The organism is Streptomyces alkaliphilus (assembly GCF_014141535.1).
GTDB classification, from domain to species: domain Bacteria; phylum Actinomycetota; class Actinomycetes; order Streptomycetales; family Streptomycetaceae; genus Streptomyces; species Streptomyces alkaliphilus.
The window spans coordinates 1-4,378 of the sequence record NZ_VKHT01000407.1; the positions used below are offsets into that span (position 1 = coordinate 1).

3 protein-coding genes are annotated in these 4,378 nt (G+C 71.9%); all 3 read left to right on the forward strand.

What is annotated here, in order from left to right:
• Nucleotides 1-176: 176 nt before the first annotated feature.
• Entirely contained in the window at nucleotides 177-1,781 is a 1,605-nt protein-coding gene (locus FNQ90_RS13895; RefSeq protein WP_182606669.1) for a leucyl aminopeptidase, read from the forward strand.
• Nucleotides 1,782-2,223: 442 nt separating this feature from the next.
• Nucleotides 2,224-3,612: a dihydrolipoyl dehydrogenase gene (gene lpdA / locus FNQ90_RS13900; protein ID WP_182606670.1), complete on the forward strand. Its 1,389-nt coding sequence runs from the start codon at nucleotides 2,224-2,226 to the stop codon at nucleotides 3,610-3,612.
• A gap of 56 nt (nucleotides 3,613-3,668) precedes the next feature.
• On the forward strand, nucleotides 3,669-4,378 hold a 710-nt coding region (locus tag FNQ90_RS13905; RefSeq protein WP_323379952.1), incomplete at its 3' end, for a biotin/lipoyl-containing protein.

A 4,378-nucleotide genomic window follows, 5' to 3' on the forward strand; every position in this document is an offset into this window, starting at 1 on the left:
GGGGTCCTCGGGGGGATGAGCCGGTGTACTCCGAGGGGAGGTGTCGGCCGAGCGGCGCCCGGGGGCCGGGGCGTAGGCTCGGGAGCCCGGAGCGCGGCCCCGGGGGTGATCCTCCCGGGATCCCCCCTCCGGTGTCCGGACGATCCATCATCGAGACGAACAGGACTCTCCTCACCGTGACTGCACTGACCCTCAGTTCCTCCACCGCCGCGAAGGTGCGCGCGGACGCCGTGGTGATCGGCGTCGTCAAGGGCGAGGACGGCCCGCTGCCGGCACCCGGCGTCGAGGCCGCGGGCGCCGTGGACACCGCGTTCGGCGGCCGGTTGACCGACCTGCTGGCCACTCTCGGGGCCACCGGTGCCGAGAACGAGATCACCAAGCTGCCGGCACCCGAGGGCTTCGAGGCGCGGCTGGTGGTGGCGGTCGGGCTGGGCCCAACCCCCGGTGACGACACAGCCCCGGTGACGGAGACCCTCCGGCGGGCCGCGGGGGCCGCGGCCCGTGCGCTGACCGGCACCGGGCACGCCGCCTTCGCGCTGACCTCCTCGGACCCGGCCTCGGTCGCGGCGGTGGCCGAGGGCGCGCTGCTGGGTTCCTACTCCTTCACCGAGTTCCGCGGCGAGGGGAACGAGGGGAACGACAAGAAGGGCTCCCCGGGTGGGGGCCGACGCCTCGGGCGCGGTCGCAAGGAGAGCGCCCGGGACGCCTCCGCGCCGCTCGCCGAGGTGACGATCGCCGGGCTGGACTCCAAGAGCGCCAAGAGCTCGGAGCTGAAGGCGGTCGCGGAGCGGGCCGAGGTGCTCGCGCAGGAGATCGCCCGGGCCCGTGACCTGGTCAACACCCCGCCGAACGCCCTGAACCCGGCGGAGTTCGCCGCGTTGGCGGGCACGGCCGCCAAGGAGCACGGCCTGAAGATCGAGGTGCTGGACGAGCAGGCCCTGGGCAAGGGCGGCTACGGCGGCATCATGGGCGTGGGCCAGGGGTCCCAGAGCCCGCCCCGTCTGGTGCGGCTGTCCTGGCGGCACTCCAAGGCGCAGCGCTCGCTGGCGCTGATCGGCAAGGGCATCACCTACGACTCCGGCGGCATCTCGCTGAAGTCGGCCGGATCCAACGAGACCATGAAGTGCGACATGGCGGGCGCGGCGGCGGTCTTCGCCACCGTGGTCGCGGCGGCGCGGCTGGACCTGCGGGTCAACGTGACCGGCTGGCTGGCGCTGGCCGAGAACATGCCCTCGGGCTCGGCGACCCGTCCGGGTGACGTGCTGACCATGTACAGCGGCAAGACGGTGGAGGTGCTCAACACCGACGCCGAGGGCCGGCTGGTGATGGCCGACGCCCTGGCGCGCGCGGGCGAGGAGTCCCCGGACGCGATGGTGGACGTGGCCACGCTGACCGGCGCGATGATGGTGGCGCTGGGCAAGCGGACCTTCGGCATCATGGCCAACGAGGACTCCCTCCGCGACCTGGTGCACGGGATCGCGGTCGAGGTCGGTGAGCAGGCGTGGCCGATGCCGATGCCGGAGGATCTGATGGAGGGGCTGAAATCCCCGGTGGCGGACATCGCCAACGTGGGCGACCGGATGGGCGGCGGCCTGGCGGCGGGGCTGTTCCTGAAGGAGTTCGTGGCGGACGGCACGCCGTGGGTTCACCTGGACATCGCCGGTCCGGCCTTCAACGAGGGCTCCCCCTTCGGCTACACGCCCAAGGGCGGCACCGGTTCGGCGGTGCGCACGCTGGTGCGGCTGGCCGAGCGGGTCGCCGAGGACGGTCTGCCGGGCTGAGCCCGGCGCGTTCCGCCGGTGCCGACCCGGGTCGGCACCGGCGGAACGCGGATCCCCGGATGAGCGGGGAGGGGTGTCGGCGGAGGAACCGTCGTGAGGCCGGAAGGCGGTTCGCCACGCTAACGGCCCCGCAGGCACCGAGCGCGACCGAGCGGCACCGAGCGGCACCGAGCGGTACTACCGACGGGTAATCCGCACGACTGCGCCCGAGAACCGCCCGGAACGCCCGATGAAAGAGCTTTTACGTCGTCTCATCCGGCGGCCCCGCGTCCCGCCGGTACCGGACAGGTGCGAAGATGGTGTTCCGGCAGGACAGGGGCCCGGCTCATCCGCTGAACGGGAGTACGAGTCACCACTAGCCGTTTTTCCAGCGGCGCACACACAGCCGCCGGACGGTCATGGGCGACCGGATCCGGCGAACCCCATGCATGGAGGACGTGACGTGGCGAACGACGCCAGCACCGTTTTCGACCTAGTGATTCTCGGCGGCGGGAGCGGCGGCTACGCCGCGGCCCTGCGCGCGTCGCAGCTCGGGCTGGACGTCGCCCTGATCGAGAAGGACAAGCTCGGCGGCACCTGTCTGCACTACGGCTGCATCCCCACCAAGGCGCTGCTGCACGCCGGTGAGGTCGCCGACGCCGCCCGGGAGGGCGAGCAGTTCGGAGTGCGGAGCACCTTCGACGGCATCGACATGCCCAAGGTGCACGCCTACAAGGACGGTGTGGTCTCCGGTTTGTACAAGGGCCTACAGGGCCTGGTGGCCTCCCGGAAGATCACCTACGTCCAGGGCGAGGGCCGACTGTCCTCCGCCACCTCGGTGGACGTGAACGGCGAGCGCTACACCGGCCGGCACATCCTGCTGGCGACCGGCTCGGTACCCAAGTCCCTGCCGGGGCTGGAGATCGACGGCGACCGCATCATCTCCTCCAACCACGCCCTGAAGCTGGACCGGGTGCCGAAGTCCGTGATCATCCTGGGCGGCGGCGTCATCGGTTGCGAGTTCGCCTCCGCGTGGCGCTCCTTCGGCAGCGAGGTCACCATCGTCGAGGGCCTGCCCCACCTGGTGCCGGCCGAGGACGAGAACAGCTCCAAGCTGCTGGAGCGCGCCTTCCGCAAGCGCGGCATCAAGTTCTCCCTGGGCTCCTTCTTCGAGAAGGCCGAGTACACCGGCGACGGCGTGAAGGTCTCGCTGGCCAACGGCAAGACCTTCGAGGCCGAGCTGCTGCTGGTGGCCATCGGTCGCGGCCCGGTCTCGCAGGGCCTGGGTTACGAGGAGGTCGGGGTCGCGATGGACCGCGGCTACGTGACCGTCGACGAGTACTGCCGCACCAACGTCGACACCGTCTCCGCGGTCGGTGACCTCATCCCCACCCTCCAGTTGGCGCACGTCGGCTTCGCCGAGGGCATCCTCGTCGCCGAGCGCCTCGCAGGCCTCAACCCGGTGCCGATCGACTACGACGGCGTTCCGCGGGTCACCTACTCCCACCCCGAGGTCGCCTCCGTCGGCATCACCGAGGCCAAGGCCAAGGAGCTGTACGGCGCCGACAAGGTCGTCACCCTGAAGTACAACCTGGGCGGCAACGGCAAGAGCAAGATCCTCAAGACGCAGGGCGAGATCAAGCTCGTCCAGGTTCGCGACGGCGCCGTCGTCGGTGTGCACATGGTCGGTGACCGGCTCGGCGAGCAGGTGGGCGAGGCCCAGCTGATCTACAACTGGGAGGCGCTGCCCGCCGAGGTCGCGCAGCTGATCCACGCGCACCCGACCCAGAACGAGGCCCTCGGCGAGGCGCACCTGGCGCTGGCCGGCAAGCCGCTGCACTCGCACGACTGACCGGCCCGCACGAGGCGCGCCCCCATCCGCACTTCCCGTAAGGAGCAACCGAAACCATGGCGGTTTCCGTAACCCTTCCGGCGCTCGGCGAGAGCGTCTCCGAGGGCACCGTCACCCGCTGGCTGAAGGCCGAGGGTGAACGGGTCGAGGCCGACGAGCCCCTGCTCGAGGTCTCCACCGACAAGGTCGACACCGAGATCCCCGCGCCGGCCGCCGGCGTCCTGTCCTCGATCAGGGTCGCCGAGGACGAGACCGTCGAGGTCGGCGCCGAACTGGCGATCATCGACGACGGCACCGGCGGGGGTGACTCCGCCCCGGCCCCGGCCGAGGAGTCCGCTCCCGCGCCGCAGGCGGCGCCGGAGCCCGCGTCGGCCGCCTCCACCTCCGAGCCCGCCGGAGCCTCCGCCCCGGCCTCCGGGGCGGACTACTCCGGTCCCGGCGCCGCCGAGACCGGCGGGTCCGCCGGCTCGGCGCAGGGCACCGACGTGACGCTGCCCGCGCTGGGCGAATCCGTCACCGAGGGCACCGTCACCCGCTGGCTCAAGGAGGTCGGTGAGGAGGTCGAGGCCGACGAGCCCCTGCTCGAGGTCTCCACCGACAAGGTCGACACCGAGATCCCCTCCCCCACCGCGGGCACCCTCCTGGAGATCCTGGTCGGGGAGGACGAGACCGCCGAGGTCGGCGCGAAGCTCGCGGTGATCGGTGAGAAGGGTGCCACCCCGGCCCCCGCCGCCGAGCAGCCGAAGGCCGAGCCGGAGCCGAAGGC